Origin of the sequence: Methylobacterium jeotgali, from assembly GCF_022179345.1 — a bacterium.
GTDB lineage: Bacteria > Pseudomonadota > Alphaproteobacteria > Rhizobiales > Beijerinckiaceae > Methylobacterium > Methylobacterium jeotgali.
In genome coordinates, this window is the sequence record NZ_BPQR01000057.1 from 1 (window position 1) to 20,667 (window position 20,667).

19 protein-coding genes are annotated in these 20,667 nt (G+C 72.6%); 12 read left to right on the forward strand and 7 right to left on the reverse strand.

From position 1 onward, the window contains the following. Positions 1 to 207: 207 nt before the first annotated feature. Entirely contained in the window at positions 208 to 954 is a 747-nt protein-coding gene (locus MFF04_RS16530; RefSeq protein WP_238277396.1) for a ComF family protein, read from the forward strand. Between the two features lie 6 nt (positions 955 to 960). Here the strand turns inward: MFF04_RS16530 and zwf are convergent, their stop codons facing one another. Then, positions 961 to 2,445, reverse strand: coding sequence for a glucose-6-phosphate dehydrogenase (gene zwf / locus MFF04_RS16535; protein ID WP_238277375.1), 1,485 nt, complete (start codon positions 2,443 to 2,445; stop codon positions 961 to 963). A 250-nt stretch (positions 2,446 to 2,695) separates the two neighbouring features. Here zwf and MFF04_RS16540 point away from each other — a divergent pair, with 250 nt between their 5' ends. Further along, the gene (locus MFF04_RS16540) at positions 2,696 to 3,199 is read left to right on the forward strand and encodes a TIGR00645 family protein (RefSeq protein WP_238277377.1); all 504 of its coding nucleotides are present in this window, start codon (positions 2,696 to 2,698) and stop codon (positions 3,197 to 3,199) included. Positions 3,200 to 3,279: 80 nt separating this feature from the next. Then, on the forward strand, positions 3,280 to 3,852 hold the full coding sequence (locus MFF04_RS16545) for a glutathione peroxidase (RefSeq protein ID WP_238277379.1): 573 nt from the start codon (positions 3,280 to 3,282) through the stop codon (positions 3,850 to 3,852). Positions 3,853 to 3,894: 42 nt separating this feature from the next. Here the strand turns inward: MFF04_RS16545 and MFF04_RS16550 are convergent, their stop codons facing one another. Continuing rightward, positions 3,895 to 4,485 (reverse strand): PepSY domain-containing protein, encoded by a 591-nt coding sequence (locus MFF04_RS16550; RefSeq protein ID WP_238277380.1) that lies wholly within the window; start codon positions 4,483 to 4,485, stop codon positions 3,895 to 3,897. Positions 4,486 to 4,694: 209 nt separating this feature from the next. On the opposite strand from MFF04_RS16550, the gene MFF04_RS16555 reads away from it, so the two are divergent. Beyond that, positions 4,695 to 6,914, forward strand: coding sequence for a CHASE3 domain-containing protein (locus MFF04_RS16555; protein WP_238277382.1), 2,220 nt, complete (start codon positions 4,695 to 4,697; stop codon positions 6,912 to 6,914). Between the two features lie 21 nt (positions 6,915 to 6,935). On the opposite strand, the gene MFF04_RS16560 is transcribed toward MFF04_RS16555, so the two are convergent. Beyond that, positions 6,936 to 7,667 (reverse strand): DUF3750 domain-containing protein, encoded by a 732-nt coding sequence (locus tag MFF04_RS16560; protein ID WP_238277383.1) that lies wholly within the window; start codon positions 7,665 to 7,667, stop codon positions 6,936 to 6,938. 280 nt (positions 7,668 to 7,947) lie between these two features. On the opposite strand from MFF04_RS16560, the gene MFF04_RS16565 reads away from it, so the two are divergent. The 3 genes from MFF04_RS16565 to MFF04_RS16575 all read left to right on the forward strand — a co-directional run bounded on the left by MFF04_RS16565 (position 7,948) and on the right by MFF04_RS16575 (position 11,513). After that, a complete protein-coding gene (locus MFF04_RS16565) occupies positions 7,948 to 10,119 on the forward strand; it encodes a marine proteobacterial sortase target protein (RefSeq protein ID WP_238277384.1) in 2,172 nt (723 codons plus the stop codon). Next, on the forward strand, positions 10,116 to 10,694 hold the full coding sequence (locus tag MFF04_RS16570) for a class GN sortase (RefSeq protein ID WP_238277385.1): 579 nt from the start codon (positions 10,116 to 10,118) through the stop codon (positions 10,692 to 10,694). The genes MFF04_RS16565 and MFF04_RS16570 overlap by 4 nt, the downstream gene beginning before the upstream one ends. Positions 10,695 to 10,760: 66 nt before the next feature. Beyond that, positions 10,761 to 11,513 carry a helix-turn-helix domain-containing protein gene (locus tag MFF04_RS16575; protein ID WP_238277386.1) on the forward strand — a complete coding sequence of 251 codons (753 nt, stop codon included), beginning with the start codon at positions 10,761 to 10,763 and terminating at the stop codon, positions 11,511 to 11,513. 10 nt (positions 11,514 to 11,523) lie between these two features. Here MFF04_RS16575 and pdxY read toward each other — a convergent pair whose 3' ends face one another. Continuing rightward, complete coding sequence (gene pdxY, locus MFF04_RS16580) at positions 11,524 to 12,372, reverse strand: pyridoxal kinase PdxY (RefSeq protein ID WP_238277387.1); 849 nt, start codon at positions 12,370 to 12,372, stop codon at positions 11,524 to 11,526. Positions 12,373 to 12,534: 162 nt separating this feature from the next. Between pdxY and MFF04_RS16585 the strand changes: the two genes are divergently transcribed. The 3 genes from MFF04_RS16585 to MFF04_RS16595 all read left to right on the forward strand — a co-directional run bounded on the left by MFF04_RS16585 (position 12,535) and on the right by MFF04_RS16595 (position 16,149). Then, complete coding sequence (locus MFF04_RS16585; protein ID WP_238277388.1) at positions 12,535 to 13,056, forward strand: DedA family protein; 522 nt, start codon at positions 12,535 to 12,537, stop codon at positions 13,054 to 13,056. 80 nt (positions 13,057 to 13,136) lie between these two features. Next, positions 13,137 to 13,616 (forward strand): MmcB family DNA repair protein, encoded by a 480-nt coding sequence (locus MFF04_RS16590; protein ID WP_283206380.1) that lies wholly within the window; start codon positions 13,137 to 13,139, stop codon positions 13,614 to 13,616. A 277-nt stretch (positions 13,617 to 13,893) separates the two neighbouring features. Beyond that, entirely contained in the window at positions 13,894 to 16,149 is a 2,256-nt protein-coding gene (locus MFF04_RS16595) for a TonB-dependent siderophore receptor (protein ID WP_238277390.1), read from the forward strand. 26 nt (positions 16,150 to 16,175) lie between these two features. Here MFF04_RS16595 and MFF04_RS16600 read toward each other — a convergent pair whose 3' ends face one another. From MFF04_RS16600 to MFF04_RS16610, 3 genes are read right to left on the reverse strand one after another with little or no spacing between them, the layout of a single operon-like run. Further along, positions 16,176 to 16,547 carry a tRNA-binding protein gene (locus MFF04_RS16600; RefSeq protein WP_238277391.1) on the reverse strand — a complete coding sequence of 124 codons (372 nt, stop codon included), beginning with the start codon at positions 16,545 to 16,547 and terminating at the stop codon, positions 16,176 to 16,178. A gap of 11 nt (positions 16,548 to 16,558) precedes the next feature. Beyond that, positions 16,559 to 17,419, reverse strand: coding sequence for an NAD(P)-dependent oxidoreductase (locus MFF04_RS16605; protein WP_238277393.1), 861 nt, complete (start codon positions 17,417 to 17,419; stop codon positions 16,559 to 16,561). A gap of 13 nt (positions 17,420 to 17,432) precedes the next feature. Continuing rightward, entirely contained in the window at positions 17,433 to 18,467 is a 1,035-nt protein-coding gene (locus MFF04_RS16610; protein WP_238277394.1) for an alpha/beta fold hydrolase, read from the reverse strand. Between the two features lie 195 nt (positions 18,468 to 18,662). Here MFF04_RS16610 and MFF04_RS16615 point away from each other — a divergent pair, with 195 nt between their 5' ends. Both MFF04_RS16615 and MFF04_RS16620 read left to right on the forward strand, forming a co-directional pair. Next, on the forward strand, positions 18,663 to 20,270 hold the full coding sequence (locus MFF04_RS16615; protein WP_238277395.1) for a S10 family peptidase: 1,608 nt from the start codon (positions 18,663 to 18,665) through the stop codon (positions 20,268 to 20,270). Positions 20,271 to 20,314: 44 nt separating this feature from the next. Beyond that, positions 20,315 to 20,641, forward strand: coding sequence for a hypothetical protein (locus tag MFF04_RS16620; protein WP_373320087.1), 327 nt, complete (start codon positions 20,315 to 20,317; stop codon positions 20,639 to 20,641). Positions 20,642 to 20,667 lie beyond the last annotated feature (26 nt).

Sequence of the window (20,667 nt, forward strand, 5' to 3'; positions counted from 1 at the left end):
CGCGGCGGAGGCCAAGGGCTGTCTGAAGGGCGCCGCCGTCGGCGGCATCGCCGGGCACATGGCCGGCCACGGCGTCGTCGGCGCGGCGGCAGGCTGCGCCGTCGGCCGCCACCGGGCGAACAAGAAGGCCGCCAAGGACGCGCAGACGCAGCAGGGCCAGGACGTCCACTGAAGCTGAACGACCTCACCGCCGCCGGCGCGCGGAAGATCCTGCGCGCCGGCCTCTCGCGCCTCCTCGCGGGGGCGCTCGGCCTCGTCTATCCGCCCTCCTGCGCCGGCTGCGGCACGGCCACCGCCGATCCCGGCGCGCTCTGCCCCGGTTGCTGGGCGGGGCTTCGCCTGATCGAGGCGCCCTGCTGCCCGCGCTACGGCACCCCCTTCGCCGTCGATCTTGGGATCGGCGACCTGCTCTCTGCCCGGGCCATCGCCGACCCGCCGGTCTTCGGCCGCGGCCGCGCCGTCGCGCTCTACGAGGGCGCCGCCCGCGATCTCGTCCACCGGCTGAAATACGGCGACCGCCTCGACCTCGCGGGCCCGATGGGGCGGATGATGGCGGCGAGCGGCCGCCAGCTTCTCACTGATGCGGACCTCGTGGTGCCGGTCCCGCTCCACCGCTGGCGCCTGTGGCGGCGGCGCTTCAACCAGGCGGCGCTCCTCGCCCGCACCGTCGCCGCGAGCGCGGGCAAGCCCTTCGATACCGGCGCACTGGAACGGGTGAAGGCGACGCGCCCCCAGGTCGGCCTCACCCGCGCCGGGCGGGCAGCCAACCTTCAGGGCGCCTTCCGGGTGCCGGAGCGGGCGCGGGCCCGGCTCGCGGGGCGGCGGGTGCTCCTCGTCGACGACGTCTCGACCACGGGCGCCACCGGTAACGCCGCCGCCCGCGCCCTCCTCCGGGGCGGGGCGGCCTCCGTCGACCTCCTCACCTTCGCCCTCGTCGCCGAGGAGATCGCTTGAAGGGCTTCAGTCGGCGCCGTCCTGCCAGTTCTCGTGCCAGGTGCGACCGTCGCGCTCGATGAGGGCGATGGAGGCGGTCGGCCCCCAGCTTCCCGAGGCGTAGGGCCGGGGCGGCTCGGGACGGTCGGCCCAGGCCTTGAGCAGGCCGTCGGCCCAGGCCCAGGCGGCCTCGACCTCGTCGCGGCGCATGAACAGGGTGGCGTTGCCGCGCACCACGTCCATGAGCAGCCGCTCGTAGGCATCGGGATAGCGCTGCTTGAAGGTCTCCTCGAAGGAGATGTCGAGGTTGGTCGGCCGCAGCCGCATGCCGCCGGGGCCCGGGTCCTTGGTCATCACCTCGAGCTTCATGCCCTCCTGGGGCTGGAGGCGGATCACGAGCCGGTTCGGCTCGCGCCCGAAGGCCTCGCTCGGGAAGATCGAGAAGGGCGAGGCGCGGAACTGCACCACGATCTCGGAGAGCTTGTCGGGCATGCGCTTGCCGGTGCGCAGGTAGAACGGCACCCCGGCCCAGCGCCAGGACTGGACCTCGACCTTCAGCGCCACGAAGGTCTCGGTGCGGCTCTGCCCGCCGAGGTCGGCGAGGTAGCCCTCGACGGGCTTTCCGTCGACGGCGCCGGCCACGTACTGCCCGCGCACGGTCACCGTCTGCACGTCCGCGGCGGTGATCGGCTTGAGGGCGCGCAGCACCTTCAGCTTTTCGTCGCGCACCGCGTTGGCCTCGAGGTTGAGCGGGCTCTCCATGGCGGTGAGGCAGAGAAGCTGCAGGATGTGGTTCTGCACCATGTCGCGCAGCGCGCCGGAGGTGTCGTAGTAGCCCGCACGGCTCTCGACGCCGACAGTCTCGGCCACCGTGATCTGGACGTGGTCGATCACGTCCGCCGTCCAGAGCCGCTCGAAGATCGTGTTGGCGAAGCGCAGCGCCAGCAGGTTCTGCACGGTCTCCTTGCCGAGGTAGTGGTCGATGCGGAAAATCTGCTCCTCGGGGAAGACCTCGCCGACCGCGTCGTTGATGGCGCGGGCCGATTTCAGGTCCTTGCCGATCGGCTTCTCCAGCACGACGCGGGACTTCGCGCCGATCAGCCCGTGCTGGGCGAGGTTGCGGCAGATCGAGCCGTAGAGGTCCGGGGAGGTCGCGAGATAGTAGGGCCGCACCTGGTCGGGGCGCTCCGCGAGCTTTTCCGCGAGGTCGCTCCAGCCGTCCTCGCCAGCCCCGTCCACCGCCACGTAGTCGAGATGCGCGAGGAAGGCCGACAGCGTCTCATCCGCGAGGTCGGCGGCCGGCACGAAGCGCTTGAGCGCGTCCCTTGCCCGCTCCCGGAAGGCCTCGGCGCTCAACTCCGAACGGGAGGCGCCGATGATGCGGCTGGTGTTCGGGATCTGCCCGTCCCGGAAGCGATAGTAGAGCGCCGGCAGGAGCTTACGGGTGGTGAGGTCTCCGGTGGCGCCGAAGACGACGCAGTCGAAGGAGGCGACGGGGATGATCGTGGCCAAGGGCGACTCCCGGTTGTCTAGTCCGCCGTGCGGCGTCCATCGTGCCGCGGGCTCGGCCGTTGAACTAGGGCAGCTTTCCGGCGGCCGGGAGGCATGCCCGGCGCGCGGGCTGCCCGGCCCCCACCGCATGAGCCCGGTCCCGGCTTCAGGAGTGGCCATTTGCAGGAGGCGTGCCGCGCTCCGGCGCTTGCCGTCGCCTCGGCCCGCGTGCCAAACCCCGCGCGACTACAAAGGACGGGGACTGTCGACGATGCTGGAACGGGGCTTCGAGCGGATCCTTTTCGCGTGCCGCTGGCTGCTGGCGCCCTTCTACGCGGCGCTGGCCATCGGCCTCGTGGTTCTCCTGGTCAAGCTCTGCCAGGAGATCGTGCACTTCGCCCTGCACGCGCTCGAATCGAACGAGTCGCAGACGATCCTCGGGGTTCTGACCCTGGTCGACCTGTCCTTCACGGCCTCGCTGCTGATCATCGTGATGTTCTCCGGCTACGAGAACTTCGTCTCCAAGTTCGACCACTCGAACCACAAGGACTGGCCCGAGTGGATGGGCACGATCGACTTCACAGGCCTCAAGCTGAAGTTGATGTCCTCGATCGTGGCGATCTCGGCGATCCAGCTCCTCAAGGCCTTCATGGACGTGAAGGGCGCGACCGACCGCGAGCTCGGCTGGCTCGTCGGCATCCACATGGTCTTCGTCGTGTCGGGCCTGCTCATGGCGCTCACCGACCGCATGGCCGCCGGCCACCACGACCATTAGCCGCGCACGGCGGGCGTTCCCCTCCGCACGGCGCAAGGGATAGCCTGCGGAACCGGCACCCCACGCCCAGGACGCTCATCATGCCGCACGCGCTCCACCGCCGCTCGGTCCTCGCGCTCCTCGGGACCGGCATCTGCATCCCGCTGCGGGCCGGCCATGCTTCGGCCGCCGAGGGCCGCGCCACCGCGTTCGGGTTCGAGCGGGCGGAGGGCGGGGCCCTTCCGCTCTCGGCCTATTCGGGGCGGCCGATCCTCGTCGTCAACACCGCGACCGCCTGCGGCTATGCCGGGCAGCTGTCCGGGCTCCAAGCGCTCTGGACCCGCTTCGAGCCCCGGGGGCTCGCGGTCATCGGGGTTCCGTCGGCGGATTTCGGCAATCAGGAGCCCCTCGACGGGGCTGCCATCGCGGAAGCCGCGCGGCGCAACCACGGCGTCGCCTTTCCGCTGGCGACCAAGACGCGGGTGAAGATGCCCGGCGCCCATCCCTTCTACGCCTGGGCGGCGGGGGAGCGGCCCGGCGAGACGCCGCGCTGGAACTTCCACAAGTACCTGATCACTCGGGACGGCACCCTGGCGAACGCCTTCCCGAGCGGGGTCGAGCCGTCCGATCCGCGCCTCGTCAGCGCGGTCGCGGCCGCCCTCGACAAGGCGTGAGGGCGGCCCCGGCCTCGAAGCCGGGACCGCCGGTTCACAGGCTCAGTCGACGACCTTGCCGTCGCCGCCGACCTTGACCTTGTGCTCCTTGTCGGCGCCGGCCACCTCGATCTTGTACTGGACCGAGGAGCCGTCCTTCGAGACCTCCGCCTCGTAGGCCTTGCCGCCGCCGGCCTTCTGCTCGGCGATGGCGAGCGCGTCTTTGAGCGAGGTCTTGGCGTTCTGGAAGTCGGCGGGCTTCAGACGGGTGAAGTAGCGCTCGATCGGCTGGTTCTCGGTCTTGTACACGGCGCCGGTGTCGGCGTTGATCCCGTACTCGACGAGCTTGCCGCTCGGATAGACGACCTTGACCGCGTAGTGGGCCGGGTCCTTGCTGCCGGCCTTCTCGAAGTCGGCCTCGATCGCCCGGCCGCCCTTCTCCTCGCCCTGGGCCTCGGCGGTGGTGATCGCCTGCGAGAGGCCGACCTTGGCGGTCTTGGCGACCTGCCACTCCTTGAGGCTGCTGTCCGCGTTCGTGGCGGGAGCCGCGGTGCCCGCGGCCGGCGGGTTCGGAGCCGTCGTCCCGGTCTGCGCGAAGGCGAGGCCCGTGGTCAGGGCGAGCGCACCGGCGGCGCTCAGAAGGCGGGTCATCATGGCGGATCGTTCCTCTTGGGGAATCGTTTTGGGGCCCCGATAACGCAGCCCGAGCCCGCTCGGTTGCCCGGCGAATACCCTGAAACGCGTGTTTCGCACGGCGCGCATGCGGGAGCGCGTCGTGCTATGGGGCGGAGAGCGGCGCGGCAGTCGGACGCTCCGCCTTCCGCGCGGAGACCTGCCGCGCGGAGGCCACCGGATCGGCGGACATGACCCGTCACCTCGTCAAGCGCGCGAACATCCTCTTCCTGGGCGTCCTGCTGCTCATCCTGGCGCTCGTCGCCGGGATCAGCCTGGAGCGGCTCAATGCGGCGCGCGACGCGCGGGAATGGGCGCAGCACAGCTACCGGGTGCTCGGAACCCTGAAGGACCTCGTGATCGCGCTGACCGAGGCGGAGACGGGGCAGCGGGGCTACGTCCTCACCGGCAAGGACGAGTATCTCGCGCCCTACAACGCCGCCCGCGACCGCATCGGCCTGCTCCAGGGCGACCTTCAGCGCGACACGGCCGACAACCCGAGGCAGCAGGAGCGCCTGCGCACGCTGGCCCCGCTGATCCAGCTCAAGCTGGAGGAGCTCGCCCAGACGCTCCAGCTGCGCCGGGACGTCGGCTTCGAGGCGGCCCAGCGCATCGTCAACACCGACACCGGCCGCGAGTACATGAGCCAAGCCGACGCGCTCCTCGCGACGATGCTGAGCGAGGAGCGGCGCATCCTGGCGGAGCGTCTCGCGCAGAACGACGCGCGCGCGGCCTGGGTGCGCTGGCTGGCGATCGGCACGGCGCTGCTCGCCGTGCTCGCCATCCTGCTCGCCACGCGGCTTCTCAACCGGGCCTGGGCGAGCAGCTACTCCGCAGAGAAGGAGCAGCGGGTCCTGGCGCTGCGGCTCCAGACCTGCCTCGACAGCCTGAGCCAGGGCGTCGCCGTGTTCGGCGCCGACCGGCGGCTGAGCCACTGGAACCACTGCTTCCAGGTTCTGCTCGATCTCCCCAGGGGCATGCTGCGGCCGGGCGTCCCCTACGCGACCTTCGCCGAGCACAGCGCGGAGCCCGGACGCGCGGCCCTGGAGAGCGAGGACCAGATCGTTCACGGCGGCCATGCGCCGGACGAGGCGGTCGTCTTCGAGCGCACGGGCGGCGACGGCCACCATCTCGAGCTGCGCCGCACGCCGATGCCGGATGGCGGCTTCGTGCTCACCATCTCCGACATGACGAAGCGGGCCCAGGCCGAGGGCGTGCTGCGGGAAGTCCAGAAGATGCAGGCCATCGGCCAGCTCACCGGCGGCATCGCCCACGACTTCAACAACCTGCTCCAGGTCATCCTCGGCAATCTCGAGATCGTCCGCGGCAAGCTCGGCGAGCAGCCCCGGCTGCAGGAGCGGGTCGAGCGCGCCGCCTGGGCGGCCCAGCGCGGCGCGACCCTGACGAGCCAGCTCCTCGCCTTCGCCCGCAAGCAGCCGCTGGCCCCCGCGGCCATCGACCTCTCGGCGGCGATGCCGGATCTCGTACCGCTCCTGCGCCGGACGCTCGGCGAGCATATCGAGGTCCGCTACATCGAGAGCGCGAGCCTGTGGCCGGCGATGGCCGACCCCGCCCAGCTCGAGAGTGCGGTGCTCAACCTCGCCCTGAACGCCCGCGACGCGATGCCCGGCGGCGGCCGCCTGACGATCGAGCTCGGCAACAAGGTGATCGACGCGGCCTATGCCCGCGCCCATGCGGAGGTGCGGGCGGGCGACTACGCCATGGTGGCGGTCTCCGACACCGGCCACGGCATGACGCGGGAGGTGCTGGCGCGGGTGTTCGAGCCCTTCTTCACCACGAAGCCCGACGGGAAGGGCACCGGCCTCGGCCTCGCGATGGTGTTCGGCTTCGTCAAGCAGTCGGGCGGCCACGTGAAGATCTACTCCGAGCCCGGCGAAGGCACGACGGTGAAGCTCTACCTGCCCCGCGCCATCGGCGGCGCGACGGCGGGGCCCCGCACGAGCACGCCGGTGGAGCTGCCGCGGGGCTCTGCGACGATCCTCGTCGTCGAGGACGAGGCCGCCGTGCGCGAGGTCGCCTGCACGATCCTGCGGGAGCTCGGCTACCGGGTGCTGGAGGCCGGGGACGGCGAGGAGGGCCTGCGCGTCTTCGGAGCGAACGCCGCGGGCATCGACCTTCTGCTCACCGACGTGATCCTGCCCGGCCGGATCCGCGGGCGGGAGCTGTCCGAGCGCATCCTGGCGGTGCGGCCCGAGGTCAGGGTGGTGTTCATGTCGGGCTACACCGAGAACAGCATCGTCCATCACGGCCGGCTCGACGACGGGGTGACGCTCGTCGGCAAGCCGTTCCGGCGCGAGCAGCTCGCGGTCGCCGTGGCCGAGGCCCTGCGGACCGCCGACGCGGGCCTGCCCGAGAACGTCGTCCCGCTGAAGCCGCGCCAAGAAGGCTGAGCGCAGGGCCGAGCTTGCCGCTCAGACCCCGATGCGGCCGAGGCCCGGCAGCTTGAGACCGGGGCGGCGCAGGTCGAGCCCCGCGACGGCGCCGAGGATGTTGAGCTCGAGCCCCTCGAACCAGCCCGCCGTCACCCCGAGATAGCCGCCGAGATTGACCCGCACGCCCGAGCCCGAGGGGGTGAGCCCCACCCAGCGTCCGTCGTAGGGGAAGTCCTTGCCGATGGCGGTCGAGGGCAGGCTCGCCCGCATCTCCGGCACGGCGCCCATCACCGTGGCGACGAAGGTGTTCGAGTTCGGCCCCGGCCAGAGGCGATAGTCGCCGATGCGGGCGTAGCGGTAGCCGGCGATCGCAGCGCGGATGCGCGGCAGCATCCGCTCGGCCTCCGCGCCGTCGGCGGCGAACACGACCTCGGGCACGCTGCCGAACCAGCGCCCGTCCGGCACGAAGCGGTCGATCCAGATCGGCATTCCCCAGGCGGTGTAGTCGAAGCGCTGGTAGGCCGGGGCGCCGGGGTCCTTGATCACGATCCAGGCGTGGCTCGCCACGATCCCCCGCCAGCTCACCGTGCGGGCCGAGAACACGCGCACCACCGCCTCGCGGTTCTGCGCCGCCGGCGGCAGCAGGCCGGCGCTGGTGCGGTCGGCGGTGCGCCAGTCGGCGACGTCGTTGCGCAGCCAGTACAGGGCCGCCGAGGCCGCAATAGGCACGAGGTAGACCAAGACGAACGCGAGGATCGCGATCCGAAGCACGGGGAAGGCTCATCGTAAGGGGAACGGCCGTGCTCCGGATGTAGGAAGCGCGGCGCGTGCACGGAAGCGTTGCGGCACCGTGTCCCGCGGGTGGCGGACGCGAGAGCCCGACCGCGCACCGGACCGCACAGGCTCCGCACCGATCCGCCGAAGCCAGGCCGCGGCGTCCGGACCGGGCCGGACAAAGGGCGAAGCTTCCCGTGGCGGCGGGCGGCCCCGGCGGGCGAGCCTTCGGAGCGTCGCCGGCCCCGGAGCCGGCCGGACCCGGAGGTCTCACACCATGCCCAAGCCATCCCCCTTTCCCTCTCCCGCATCCCCGCTCGAGCCGGGATACGGCGCCGCCTCGGCCCTCTCGCCGCTGTTCCTGGCGGTCCTCGCCCTCCTGCTGACCCTGGTCTCGGCCCGGGCCATGCCGGCGCCGGGCAGCGGCGCGCTGGTCCTGCGGAGCGAGGCGGCGGTCCCCGTCGAGGCGCCGCGCCTTGCCACCGACTTCGCCGTCACGGTCAGCGGCCCGACCCTGCGGACCATCGTCACCCAGGCCTTCCGCAACACCACCGACCGCTGGGTCGAGGGCACCTACGTCTACCCGCTGCCGGAGGACGCCGCGGTCGACGCCATGACCATGATCGTCGGCGAGCGGGTGATCGTCGCCGGGATCAAGGAGCGGGCCGCGGCGCGCCGCGTCTACGAGGCCGCCCGCGCCGAGGGGAAGACGGCCGCGCTCACCGAGCAGGAGCGGCCGAACGTCTTCACGAACGCCGTCGCCAATATCGGCCCCGGCGAGACGGTCGTCGTGCGGATCGAGATCCAGCAGGCGGTGTCGGTCTCCGCCGGCATCCGCACCCTGCGCCTGCCCCTCGTCGTCGCGCCCCGCTACAACCCCGCCCCGCCGGCCGCGACGCTGATCTCGGAGACCGGCGAGAGCGCCGACCCGGTGCCGGACCGCGACCGGATCGAGCCGCCGGTCCTCGACCCCGCCCGGCATGCGCCGATCAATCCGGTGGCGATCACCGTGCGGCTCGACGCGGGCTTCCCCGTGGGGGCGCTCCGCAGTGCCACCCACCCGATCCGCGTCGAGGAGACCGGTCCGACCGCGCGGCGCGTCACCCTCGGCGAGGGCGTGGTGCCCGCCGACCGCGACTTCGAGCTGACCTGGGAGCCGGCGCCCGGCGCCGAGCCGAGCCTCGGCCTGTTCCGCGAGGAGATCGGCGGGGAGACCTACGTCCTCGCCACCCTGAACCCGCCCACCGCCGCGGCGGGGACGCGCCCGCCCCGGGACGTGACCTTCGTCATCGACAATTCCGGCTCGATGGCGGGCGATTCGATGCGCCAGGCCAAGGCGGGGCTGCTGGCCGGGCTGGCGCGGCTCCACCCGGAGGACCGGGTCAACGTCATCCGCTTCGACAACACCTGGGATGCGCTCTTCCCCGAGCCGGTGCCGGCGAGCCCCGAGACGCTGCGCCGGGCCGAGCGCTTCGTCGGCGCCCTCGAGGCGCGGGGCGGCACCGAGATGCTCGCGCCCCTGACGGCGGCGCTCAACGACCCGACGCCGGAGGACCGCAATCGCCTGCGCCAGATCGTGTTCCTCACGGACGGAGCGGTGGGCAACGAGGCGCAGCTCTTCGAGGCGATCCAACGGGGGCTCGGCCGCTCGCGGCTGTTCATGGTCGGCATCGGCGCGGCCCCCAATGGCCACCTGATGCGCCACGCTGCCGAGATCGGCCGGGGCAGCTTCACGGCGATCCACACCGTCGATCAGGTCGCCGAGCGCACCCGTGCCCTCTACGCGAAGCTGGAGGAGCCCGCCGCGACCGGCCTCAGGGCCAGCTTCACGGAGGAGGGCGCCGAGGTGACGCCCGACCCGCTGCCCGACCTCTACCGGGGCGAGCCCCTGACGCTCGCCGCGCGCCTCGCGAAGGGAACCGGAGGGCTCACCGTCTCCGGCACCGTCGACGGCAGGCCCTGGAGCCGTACGCTCTCCCTCTCGGAGGCGGCGCCCGGCACGGGCATCTCGAAGGTCTGGGCGCGGGCCCGGATCGGCGAGGCGGAGACGGGGCGCATCACCGGCCGTCTCACCGCGGAGGCGGCGGACGCGGCGATTCTCAAGCTCGCCCTCGCCCACGGGCTGACGACGCGGCTCACCAGCCTCGTTGCCGTGGACGCCACGCCCCGGCGTGCCGCCGGCACACCGCTGGCGGCCACGGACCTGCCCCTCAACCTGCCGGCGGGCTGGGACTTCGAAAAGGTGTTCGGCGAGCGGCCGAGCGGGGTCTCTCCGATCCGCGAGCGCCACGCCGGACTGACCCCGGCCGTCGCTCCGGCACCGGCCCGGGAGATACGGCTGCCGCAGACCGGGATCGGCTTCCTGCCCCGGCTCTGGCTCGGCCTCGGACTGGCGCTCGCGGGTCTCGCGGTCGGCCTCCTCAGCCGCCGGGCGCGGGCCGCCCGATGAGCCGGACCCGCACCCTGGGGAGGGCGCTCGGCGCTCTCCTCACCCTCGCCGGCCTCGGGCTCGCCGCCGAGGCCGCCTGGATGCCGGCGAAGGCCGTGCTCGCGCAGATCCTGCTGGAGCGCGCCTTCGCCCGCAGCCTCGCCGAGGGCCGGGCGGTACGGCCCTGGCCCTCGGCCGACACCGAGCCCGTCGCCCGCCTGAGCTTCCTCGGCCACGGCAGCATCGCGCTGCGCGGCGGCAGCGGCCAGGCGCTCGCCTTCGGCCCCGGACACCTCGACGGCACGCCGGAGCCGGGGGAGCCCGGCACCGCCGTCTACGCCGCTCATCGCGACACGCATTTCGCCGGGCTCGGCGGATTGCGGCCCGGCGATGCCGTCACCGTCAGCCGGCGCGACGGGCGCACCTTCCGCTTTCGCGTCACCGGCGCCCGCGTCGCCCACTGGGACGCCTCCCGCCTCGACCCGGCCGCGCCCGGACGCCACCTCGCCCTGGTCACCTGCTGGCCCCTCGACGCCACGGCACCGGGGGGCCTGCGCCTCATCGTCGACGCGGAGATGGACGGGGAGGCAAGCTGAGCGGCTCTTGCGCCGAAGTGCGGATTCGTGCGGATCTGTGCGGGAGATCCGACGCGAGACTGCCTCTTGAACGAGACCGAGCTGCCGGAGGCGCAGAGCCGCGCCATCGCGAAGGCCGTGCGCGAGGCGCTCGCCCGGCGGCGCATCTCCCGGCAGGCGCTGGCCGACGAGGCCCGCATCAGCATCTCGACGCTCGAGAAGGCGCTGGCCGGCCGGCGGCCCTTCACGCTCGCCACCACCATCCGCCTGGAGGAGGCGCTCGGCCAGCCGCTGCGCGGAGAGGCGCCCTCCTCCGCCCCGGCGGCGGCGCGCCACGCGCCGGAGGAGCTGGGCTCCTATTCCCGCGAGGCGGTGTCCTGGATCGAGGGCCGCTACCTGACGCTGCGTCCCTCGTTCGGGGCGGCCGACGCGATCTTCGCCTACCGCACCGAGATCGCCTGGGACGCGGAGACCGCCCGCCTCGTGTTCCGGGAGGCCGAGCGGCTCGACGCGCCCTTCGCCCAGTCCGGCAGCGTCGCCGTGCCGAACCAGTCGGGGATGATCTACCTCCTCACCAACTGGCAGGGGCAGTGCCGGCTCGCGGTGCTCTGTCGGCCGACGATCCGGGGCGAGATGTTCGGGGTGCTGACGACCCTCCATGCGGGCCGGGGCACGCAGCTCACCCCCGCCGCGGCCCCGCTCGCCCTGATTCCCGAGCGCGGCGACGACCTCGCCTACGGGCGCGTGACCCCGGACATGCCGGCCTATGCCGGATACCGGAGGCATCTCGGCAGCGTCTGCGAGGAGGCCTACGCGACGTTCTTCGCCTGCCCGGCCTGAGCGAGTCCCCTCAGACCGGCTCGACGGGAAACGTCTCGCTCGGGCTCACGAACTCGTCCTGCGCGGCGACCGTCAGGATCTCCCGCGAGCCCGCCTCCACCGTCCGGCGCAGGAGCCCGTAGACGGAGGCCGCCGCCCGCCCCAGCGCCGCCTCGGCGCCGCCCTCGCGGTGGTAGTGGACGAAGAACAGCGCCGCGATCGCGTCGCCGGCGCCGTTGACGTCGAGGGCGAGCCGCGGCGTGCGCACCCGCCAGAAGCGGCCGCCCTCCCCCGCCAGCAGGTCGATCGCGTCGTCCGGCGTCTCGCTCGTGACGAGGGAGGTGACGAGCACCACCCGCGGCCCCCGCGCCTGGAGCGCGGCGATGGCGGCCTTGGCCTCCTCCAGCGTGCCAGTCGGCAGGCCAGTGAGGAAGGTCAGCTCGAAATGGTTCGGGGTCAGGATGTCGGCGGCCGGCACCGCCCGGTCGCGCATGAACTCCGGGATGCCGGGACGCACGTAGAAGCCGCAGCCGGCGTCTCCCATCACCGGGTCGCAGCAGTAGAGCGCGGCGGGGTTCTCCGCCCTGACCTGCGCGACCGCCCGCAGGATCGCGGTGCCGATGTCGGCCGAGCCCATGTAGCCCGAGAGCACGCCGTCGCAGTGGCCGAGCACGCCGCGCTCCCCGATGCCCTGCACCACCTCCTCGATCGCCGGCCCGTCGAAGACCCGGCCCCGCCAGGCGCCGTAGCCGGTGTGGTTCGAGAACTGCACCGTGTGCACCGGCCAGACCTCGACGCCGAGGCGCTGCATCGGGAACACCGCCGAGGCGTTGCCGACATGCCCGTAGGCGACGTGTGACTGGATCGACAGGACCTTCAAACCCGCCTCCCGCGAGCGCGACCTCGACGGCTGTAGCCCCTCGCGCCGGCGCGCGCATCCGGCGCCGACGCGCGGCCGCCATTCCCGGCGCCCGCGCGCGCCGCCCTTGCCCGGCGGGCGACCCGCGCCAGATCGGGTCTCGTTCCCCCGACAAGGCGCCCCATGGATTTCGATGCCCTGCGCACGGCGACGCTCGCCTTCATCGAGACGCACAAGGGCTGGGCGCCGCTCATCGTCGGGGTGATCGCCTTCTGCGAGTCCCTGGCCTTCCTGTCGCTTCTGGTGCCGGCGACGGTGCTCCTCCTCGGCATCGGCGCCGTGATCGGCGCGACGGACCTGCCGTTCTGGCCGATCGTGGCGGCCGCGAGCCTCGGCGCCATCCTCGGTGACTGGGTCTCCTACGAGGTCGGCCGGCACTTCGAGGAGCGGGCCCACGGCGTCTGGCCGCTCAACCGCTACCCGGAGATGGTCGCCCGCGGCGAGGTCTTCCTGAAGCGCTGGGGGGCGGCGGCGGTGGCGGTCGGCCGCTTCATCGGACCGGCCCGCGCCGTGGTGCCGCTGCTCGCGGGCATCTTCCGGGTGCCGCGCCTGCCCTTCCAGGTCGCCAACGTGGTCTCGGCGATCGCCTGGGCGTTCCTGATGCTGGCGCCCGGCGCCGGTCTGCTCGAGTGGCTGCGGAGCTGACGCGCGGCGATGCCGCGCTCGACAAGCCGGGGACGCTCTGATTCGATCGGGGCTTCCCGCGAATCTCCCCGACCGGTCCCGTGTCCGCAGCGCTCGCCCTCTCGCTTCCCCCCGACGGACGCCAGTCGCCGACGGCGCTGATGGTCCAGCGCGGCGTGCGGCGTCTGATGGCCGAGCTCGGCCAGGTCACGATCCCGGAGTTTCCCCTCGCCAACGGGCGCCGGGCCGACCTCGTGGCGCTCGCCGCCTGCGGCCGGCTGACCATCATCGAGATCAAGTCGAGCACCGCCGACTTCCGGGCCGACCGGAAGTGGCACCACTACCGGGAGTTCTGCGACCGCTTCTACTTCGCGGTGCCGCCGACGCTCGAAGGGATCATCCCCGAGGAGGCCGGGCTCATCGTCGCCGACGGCTTCGGCGCGGCGGTGATGCGCGAGCCCGGTGAGCACCCCCTGAGCGGAGCCCGACGCAAGGCCGTCACCCTACGCTTCGCCCATAGCGCCGCCGCCCGCCTGCACTCGCTCGCCGACCCCGGCGCGATCCGCGACGGCGCCCTCTGAGGCGCGATCCTTCGCCGGCTCATCGCTCAAGCGCGTCCATGCGCGGCGCGGTCTCCCGACACCTGGGCCCCTGCCATCAACCGGGCGTTGCCGGGGCGGCACACTCGCGCGCAAACGAGTTGCTCTCTCTTGATCGCGGGTTGGGGCCGGCGTAGCCAAGCTCCATCAAAAGACGAGCCAGATCAATAGTTTAGCAGAGTTCTAAAGTGCGGATGTCCCCATCCGCGCAACGATCCGATCTGGCACGTTCTCGGGCAACACCACGAGCCGCAAGCAGATGCAGACCGATCCGAGTTTCCGCCGTTTCCTCCGCCGGGCGGCGCTTTCCAGCGCGTCGCTGCTCGCGATGGCCGTCGCCGCCTCCGCCCAGGACGCGACCCCGCCGCAGCGAGGCACCGCCAACCCGCCGGCCCAGGCCGGCGCCGCGACGCTCTCCGAGATCGCCGTCGAGGGCACCGCCGTGCGCGCCGCCCGCCCCGGCGGCGTCGCCGCCGGCCGCTTCGACCGCGAGGACCCGCGCGGGCCGGTCGACGGCTACGTCGCGACCCGCTCGGCGACCGCCACCAAGACCGACACGCCGCTCATCGAGACGCCCCAGGCGATCACCGTGATCGGCCGCCAGCAGATCGACGCGCAGGGCGCGACAACGCTCACCCAGGCGACCCAGTACACCGCCGGCATCTATTCCGGCGTCTTCGGCGCCGACCAGCGGGTCGACTTCTTCACCCTGCGCGGCTTCACGGCGAGCGACTACGGCATCTACAAGGACGGCCTCCAGCTCCTCAACTTCGGCTTCGGCACCTACAAGGTCGAGACCTTCGGCTTGGAGCGCATCGAGGTGCTGCGCGGCCCCTCCGCGGTGCTGTTCGGCGCCGGCAATCCCGGCGGCCTCGTCAACCAGATCACCAAGCGTCCGACCACGCTGCCTTTCGGCTCCATCGAGGTCGGCGGCGGCTCGTTCGGCCAGGCCTACGGCGCCTTCGACATCGGCGGCCCGGCCGACAATTCCGGCCACTGGTTCTACCGGCTGACGGGCATCGGCCGCACCGGCGGCACGCAGGTCGACGGGGTCCCGGCCGACCGCTACTACATCGCCCCCGCGCTCACCTATAAGCCGGACGGCGGCACCTCCTTCACCGTGCTGACGAGCTACCAGCGCGACTCCACCGGCGTCACCTCGCTGTTCCTGCCCTATTCCGGGACGGCTCGCCCCAACGCCAGCGGCTTCCGCATCCCGCGCTCGCTCAACATCGGCGATCCGACCTTCAACAACTTCCAGCGCGAGCAGGCCTATGCCGGCTACGAGTTCGAGCACGCGGTCGACAACGTCTGGACCGTGCGCCAGAACTTCCGCTACTCGCTGAGCGACGGCTACCAGAACTCGTATATCGGCCAGATCGGCTACGCGAACGCGGCGCAGACGCAGCTCGCCCGCAACCAGTTCGCGTTCCAGGACAAGGCCAGCCTGTTCCAGGTCGACAACCAGGCCGAGGCGCGCTTCTTCGACGGCCTGTTCGGCCACACCGTCATCTTCGGCGTCGACTACAAGAACTATCTCCTCAAGGACAACCAAGCCTTCGCCGGCGGGCCGGCGCTCGACCTGCTCGCCCCGACCTTCGGCCCGGCGCAGGGGCGGCCCTCGCCCTACATCGTGCGCGACTTCGCCTTCTCGCAGGTCGGCCTCTATGCGCAGGACCAGATCAAGCTCACCGACCGCCTGAGCCTGATCGGCGGGCTTCGGCAGGACTTCGCGACGACCGATACCAACGTCCGCTACAGCGCCTTCGGCGACACCAGCAGCAGCCGCAACGATCAGGCCCTCACCGGCCGCATCGCGCTGCTCTACAACTTCGATTTCGGCTTCGCGCCCTACGTCGCCTACTCGACCTCGTTCCAGCCGCAGATCGGCCAGGACGCCCTCAACGGCTTCCGGTCGCTGCGGCCGGACAGGGGCGAGCAGATCGAGGTCGGCGCCCGGCTGGAGCCGGTCGGCGCGGGCTACTCGCTCCAGGTCGCGGCCTTCGACCTCGTGCGCGACAACCCGCCCTTCTCGATCCCGGGCACCTTCAACACGACGCAGCAAGGCAGCGTGCGCTCGCGGGGCGTCGAGGCGCAGTTCGTGGGCAACCTGTTCGACGGGCTCAACCTCGTCGCGGCCGTCACCCACTACGACCTCGAATACGTGAAGAGCCAGGCGCCCGTCCTGATCGGCAAGACGCCGACCAACGTGCCCCAGACCTTCGCCTCCGCGTTCCTCGACTACACGATCCCGGTGGGCGAGTTGCGCGGCTTCGGCTTCGGCGGCGGCGTGCGCTACGTCGGCAGTTCCTTCGCCGACCAGCTCAACACCCTGCGGGTGCCCGAGTACGTGCTGTTCGACGCCACCGTCCACTACACCTGGGACCGCTGGCGGGCGGCGATCACCGCGGCCAACATCGGCGACCGGCGCTTCGTCAGCGCCTGCCAGGACCCGAACAACTGCTTCTACGGCGAGGCCCGCCGCGTCATGGCGAGCGTGAGCTACAAGTGGTGAGCGCCCGCGCCTGAGCGCCGGCCGTCTCAGAACAGGCGGCTGCCGTCGGGCACCGGCCTGTCGGGCCGGAACAGCACCACGGCGCCGGCCTCGTCCGCGAAGCCGAGGGTCAGCACCTCGGAGAGGAAGCGCCCGATCTGCCGGGGCGGGAAGTTGACCACCGCCGCCACCTGCCGCCCGACGAGATCGGCGGGCGTGTAGTGCTCGGTGATCTGCGCGCTCGACCGCTTGCGGCCGATCGCCGGCCCGAAATCGATCGTGAGCTTCAGGGCGGGCTTTCGCGCCTCCGGGAAAGGCTCGGCCGAAACCACGGTGCCGACCCGGATGTCGACGGCGAGGAAGGCGTCGAAGCCGATCTCGGCAGCCGCCGGGGCGTCGAGGGCGTGGCTCGCGTGCATCTCCGGCTCCTTCAGCGGCCGCTGCGGCGGGCGGCGACGGTCGCCAATCCCGCGAGATCGATGTCGCCCGCCCTATGGGCGAGCGCGTCGAGGAGGTTGTCGCGCAGCACGCTCGCGAAGGGCATCGGCACCTGCGCCTCCTCGGCGGCGGCGAGCGCCAGACGCACGTCCTTGAGGCCGAGGCGCAGCGTGAAGCCGGGCGGCTCGTAGCGCTTGGCTGCGATGAGGCCGCCGTAGTTCTTGTAGACCGGCGAGGCGAAGAGCGTCGCCGTCAGCATCTCAAGGAGGTCGGCCCCGGCCACGCCGTGCCCCTCGGCGAAGGCGGCCGCCTCGCCCATGGCCTCGATCGCCGAGACGATCATGAAGTTGCCGGCGAGCTTCACGGCGTTCGCACGCTCCGGTGCGTCGCCGAACCGCCAGGTCTTGGCGCCCATGGCGTCGAGGAGCGGCTGCACTCGGCCGATCTCACTCTCGGGGCCGGCGGCCACGATGTTGAGGGCGCCCGCCGCCGCGGCGTCGGGACGGCCGAACACGGGTGCCGCCACGTAGCCGACCCCGGCGCGCGCGTGGATCGCGGCGAGGTCGCGCGACAGCGCCACCGAGACGGTGCTCATGCCGACATGCACCGCCGGACGCTCCGGCGCGTCGAGGAGGCCGCCCTCGACGATGACCGCGCGGAGCGCCGCATCGTCGGCGAGCATGGTGATCGCCGCGTCCCCCCGGAACGCCTCCGCCGCGCTGGCGACGCGCGTCGCGCCCTCGATCTCCGGCCCCGCGCTGCGGTTCCAGACCCGGACGGTGTGGCCGGCCTCGACGAGGTTTGCGGCCATGGCCCGGCCCATGCGGCCGAGCCCGATGAATCCGACGTCCATGCGCGTCTCCCGGTCAGTGGCTGTCGAGGAAGTCGATCGCGAGGCCGTTGAAGCGCTCCGTCGCCTCCATGTGGACGAGGTGGCCGACGCCCTCGATCACCTCGGCGCGCCCGTTCTGCATCCGCGCCGCGAGCGCCCTCGCGTGGCCGGCGTTGTCGCCCATGCCGGCGCGCAGGGCCTCCGGCGCGTAGGGCTTGCCCGGCGCGTTGCGGTCGTTGGCGCCCATCACGAACAGGGTCGGCGCCGTGACGAGCGGAATCTCATGGACGACGGGCTGGCCCCAGATCGCCTGGTAGGAGTTCACGAAGGACTGGAGCCAGCGGCGATACTCGCCCGAGCCCTTCACCCGCTCGCGGATCGACACGAAGGGCTCGATCGCCGAGGCCGGCAGCGAGAGTGCGTAGCTCGTCATGAGTTGCTTGCGGTAGGCGTCCGCCGTCAGCTCCCCCTCGCGCTTCAACAGGAACTCGTTCGAGACCGGCGGCACCGTGAAGCGGTAGTCCTCGAGTCCGATCGGCGCCTCCAGCACGAGGCTGTTGACGCGTGAGGCCGCGTTGCGGGCGAGCCGCACGGCGAGCATCCCGCCCATGGAGTGGGCGATCACGTCGACCCGCTCCAGGCCGAGGCTGTCGAGGAGCGCCACGGTGTCCGCGGCCATCCGGTCGAAGGTGTAGGGGCCCACGGGCTTCGAGGACTTGCCGAAGCCGAGCTGGTCCGGCGCCACCACCCGGTAGCCGGCGCCCGTCAGCGCCGCGATCACCGGCTCCCAGTAGCTCGACGGGAAGTTGCGCCCGTGCAGGAGCAGAACCGTGCGGCCGTTGGCCTGCCCGGTCGGCGCCACGTCCATGTAGGCGAGGCGCTGGGCCTCCCCGTCCCGCGTCAGGTCGAGATAGGTGACGGGGTGGGGATAGGCGAAGCCTTCGAGGGCGATGCCGAGGGGGCCGGCATCCTCCGCCGCGCGGGCCGTGCCCGGCACGGCGGACAGGGCGACGAGAAGGGCGAGGGCGGCGAGGCGGGGTCCTGCGACGCGATTCTTGGCGACGGGCATGTCGGCTCCGGCGGAGGACGCGGGTGAGACGACCCGCGAGATCTGGTCCGCGCCGTGAGATAGGGCGGTCCACCGGCGCGCAAGCCCCGGTCTCGCGCAAGCCCTGCGGCGACCGCGACGCCTGGGAACCGGGCCGCGGCGCCCCATCTCCGGCGGACCGTCCCGCTCGCTGCCGATCCGCCGATAGGAGCCTCGATGCCGCGTTCCGCCTTCCGCCCGCGCCTCTTGCCCGCCGCGCGGGCCCTGTCCCTGCTGGCGGTGCTCGCCGCCGCGCCGGCCCTGGCGGAAGAGGCCGGACGCGGGCAGACGGCGCAAGCCGCCGCGACCCAGCGCGGGCCGGAGGGGCGAAAGCTCCCCGCCGACGTCACCACGGAGCAGGCGATCACCCTGCCCGATGGCCGCAGCCTCGCCTTCAAGGCGACGGCCGGCAGCCTGCCGCTCGTCGACGAGAACGGCAAGCTCCAGGCGGAGATCGCCTTCATCGCCTACACCCGCGCCCCAGAGCCGGGCGGGCCCGAGCGCCCGGTGACGTTTGCCGTGAACGGCGGCCCCGGCGCGGCCTCGGCCTATCTCAACATCGGCGCGATCGGCCCCTGGCGGCTGCCGGCGGACGGGGCTAGCATCAGCCCCTCGCAGGACCCGGCGCTGACGCCCAACGACGGCACCTGGCTCGGCTTCACCGACCTGGTGTTCCTCGACCCCGTCGGGACCGGCTACAGCCGCGCGGCGGATGGCGACGGCAAGCGCTACTGGAACATCGATTCCGACGCGAGCGTGCTGGCCTCGGCCATCGCCCGGTATCTGCGCCAGAACGAGCGCATGGGCGCGCCGAAGTTCTTCATCGGCGAGAGCTACGGCGGCTTCCGGGGCCCGCTGATCGCGGCCAAGCTCCAGGAGGAGATCGGCGTCGGCCTCTCGGGGCTGACCCTGCTCTCGCCGGTGCTCGATTTCGGCTGGCTGCAGCCGCCGCGCACCAACCCCTGGGGGCACGTCACGCGGCTGCCTTCCTTCGCCGCCGCCGCCTTGGAACGCGCCGGCACGCTCCCGACGCGGGGGCTGCTGGCCGATACGGAGGCTTACGCCTCCGGCGACTACCTCGCCGATCTTCTGAAGGGTCCCGCCGACCGGGGTGCCGTCGAGCGGCTGACGGGCCGGGTCGCTGCGCTCGCCGGCCTCGACCCGGCGCTGGTGCGCGAGCAGGCGGGCCGCCTTTCGACCCGCAGCGTGCAGCGGGCACCCGACCGGAGCGCGGGACGGGTGGCGAGCGCCTACGATACCGGGATCACCGGCTGGGACCCGGACCCGACCGCCGACCAGTCCGGCTTCGACGATCCGCTGCTCACCGCGATCCAGGCGCCGCTGACGAGCGCGATGATCGAGCTCTACACCAAGCGCCTCAACTGGCGGGTGCCGAACCTGCGCTACGAGCTCCTCAACGGCGCGGTCAACCGCGGCTGGACCTGGGGCGGCGGCCGCAGTGCGCCGGAATCCGTGGGCGCGCTGCGCGGCGTGCTCGCCCTCGACGGACGGGTGCGGGTGCTGGTGGCGCACGGCTTCACCGACCTGGTGACGCCCTACTTCGCCTCGAAGCTCCTGATCGACCAGCTTCCCGCCTACGGGGCCGAGAAGCGGCTGACCCTCTCGGTCTATCCGGGCGGGCACATGTTCTACTCGCGGGCCGATTCCCGCGCGGCCTTCCAGCGGGACGCCGAGGCGATGTATGCCGCGGCGCTCGCCGCCCGCTCCGACGGGCGCGCGACGGGCAACCCGGCCGAACCCGCGCAGCAGAGACCGACGCCTTGAGCTTGTCCCCTTCCGCCCGCCTCGCCACGCTCGCCGGCCTCGCCATGCTCGGCGCCTGCCGCGGCGACGAGCCGCCGCCCCGGGTGGCGGCTCCCGCGCCCGCTCCGCCCCCGGTCGCCAGACCCGCGGCGCCCGCCGGCCCGAGCCTCGCGCCGGACGGCACCTGCACGGGCCCCGCCCCGACGCTCGCCACGGCCATCGAGCCCGGTATCGGCGAGTGCGAGCTGGTGCGCCTGAAGGCGAAGCCGCCGACCGACGTGCTCGTCGGCGAGGGCCGGGCGGGGCGCGAGGTGCAGGTGCTCTACGCCGAGCCCGGCGCGCGGGAGCTGTACTTCTTCGTCAACGGCCGCCTCGACCGGATCGTGAAGTAGGCCCGGAACGAAGAGAGCGCCGGGGC

What these genes read in the sequence shown, in the direction of transcription:
- MFF04_RS16540 (WP_238277377.1), top strand. Translation starts at nt 2,696, where the DNA reads ATGCTGGAACGGGGCTTCGAGCGGATCCTTTTCGCGTGCCGCTGGCTG.
- MFF04_RS16545 (WP_238277379.1), top strand. Translation starts at nt 3,280, where the DNA reads ATGCCGCACGCGCTCCACCGCCGCTCGGTCCTCGCGCTCCTCGGGACC.
- MFF04_RS16550 (WP_238277380.1), bottom strand. Translation starts at nt 4,485, where the DNA reads ATGATGACCCGCCTTCTGAGCGCCGCCGGTGCGCTCGCCCTGACCACG.
- MFF04_RS16555 (WP_238277382.1), top strand. Translation starts at nt 4,695, where the DNA reads ATGACCCGTCACCTCGTCAAGCGCGCGAACATCCTCTTCCTGGGCGTC.
- MFF04_RS16565 (WP_238277384.1), top strand. Translation starts at nt 7,948, where the DNA reads ATGCCCAAGCCATCCCCCTTTCCCTCTCCCGCATCCCCGCTCGAGCCG.
- MFF04_RS16570 (WP_238277385.1), top strand. Translation starts at nt 10,116, where the DNA reads ATGAGCCGGACCCGCACCCTGGGGAGGGCGCTCGGCGCTCTCCTCACC.
- MFF04_RS16585 (WP_238277388.1), top strand. Translation starts at nt 12,535, where the DNA reads ATGGATTTCGATGCCCTGCGCACGGCGACGCTCGCCTTCATCGAGACG.
- MFF04_RS16595 (WP_238277390.1), top strand. Translation starts at nt 13,894, where the DNA reads ATGCAGACCGATCCGAGTTTCCGCCGTTTCCTCCGCCGGGCGGCGCTT.
- MFF04_RS16600 (WP_238277391.1), bottom strand. Translation starts at nt 16,547, where the DNA reads ATGCACGCGAGCCACGCCCTCGACGCCCCGGCGGCTGCCGAGATCGGC.
- MFF04_RS16605 (WP_238277393.1), bottom strand. Translation starts at nt 17,419, where the DNA reads ATGGACGTCGGATTCATCGGGCTCGGCCGCATGGGCCGGGCCATGGCC.
- MFF04_RS16610 (WP_238277394.1), bottom strand. Translation starts at nt 18,467, where the DNA reads ATGCCCGTCGCCAAGAATCGCGTCGCAGGACCCCGCCTCGCCGCCCTC.
- MFF04_RS16615 (WP_238277395.1), top strand. Translation starts at nt 18,663, where the DNA reads ATGCCGCGTTCCGCCTTCCGCCCGCGCCTCTTGCCCGCCGCGCGGGCC.
- MFF04_RS16620 (WP_373320087.1), top strand. Translation starts at nt 20,315, where the DNA reads ATGCTCGGCGCCTGCCGCGGCGACGAGCCGCCGCCCCGGGTGGCGGCT.